The following is a 1,063-nucleotide window of genomic DNA, read 5'->3' on the forward strand; positions in this document are numbered from 1 at the left end:
GCCGGTCGAGGCACGAACAGTCGGGCATGGTTCGGCCGCGACCGTGTCGAGCAGGGGCCCGGTGAGGCGGTCCAGCACGCTTGCGCGCAGGAGGACCCGCCGAACCTCCCCCGGCTGGCGACCGAGCACCTCCGTACGCAGGTACTCGGCGACGCCACGCCCGACACGATCACCACTGCCGCCACCGCTGTCGTGCACCGACGCCTGAGTAGCCGACAGCCGGAGGCCCGCGGCCCAGCCCTCGGTTCGTTCCAACAGCCGGTCCCGACTCTCGTCCGGAAGATCGACACCGTGCGCTTCGAACAGGGCCACCGCCTCCCGTGCGGTGAACGCGAGATCGCTCGGACCGACCTCCACCAACCGTCCCTCGAGCCGGAGCCGGTGCAGAGCAATAATCGGATATCGCGCGCACAGCACCAGTCGCAGCGCAGAGCCCGCACCGGTGGCGAGCAGTTCGAGCCCGGCGATCGCGACCGGGTCGGTGATCAGATGAACGTCGTCGACGATGAGCACAGCGGGCGCGGGCAGTTCCACGAGCGCGTTGGCCAGATCCCGCCAGCGCCGTTCGAAGCCGCTGTCCGGTGCCGGCCGCGGGATCATCGCCAGTGGCTGACCAACGGGAATGCGGCCGGTCGGCAGGATGCCGCCACGTTCGAGCGCGCACGACAGCTGTGCCCAGAGATCAGTGCCCGCATCCCCGTCGACGGACAACCACGCGACCGGCACAGGCGATCGGGCGGCGGCGACCCACGAGGCCGCGAGGACGGTTTTGCCGGAGCCTGCTGCCCCGCTGATCATGGTGATGCCACCGCTCACGCCTCGATCAAGCACCTCCCACAGACGGGCCCGGGGGACATGGGCGGCCGGCAGCGACGGCGGGGAGGTTCGAGAGACGACGATCGGCAGCGCCCCTGGACCGGATACGCCCGGGTAGGGAACGACGACGGCGGAAGCCTCCGTGTCAACCATCTCTCCACCCCTAACCGTTCAGCTGCGTTAGGTAGTGGTATCGCGACGAGAGGTTAGGGGCAAGGCCAGGTCTGCCATTACGATCTTCTGCTGT

General features: G+C 69.1%; 1 pseudogene. It reads right to left on the reverse strand.

Features of this window, described 5'->3' with window-relative positions:
- Positions 1-969, reverse strand: a pseudogene (locus U9980_RS18235) (hypothetical protein); the annotation flags it as partial.
- Positions 970-1,063: the final 94 nt, after the last annotated feature.

Source organism: Protofrankia sp. Cr1 (assembly GCF_963555865.1).
Classification (GTDB): Bacteria; Actinomycetota; Actinomycetes; order Frankiales; family Frankiaceae; genus Protofrankia.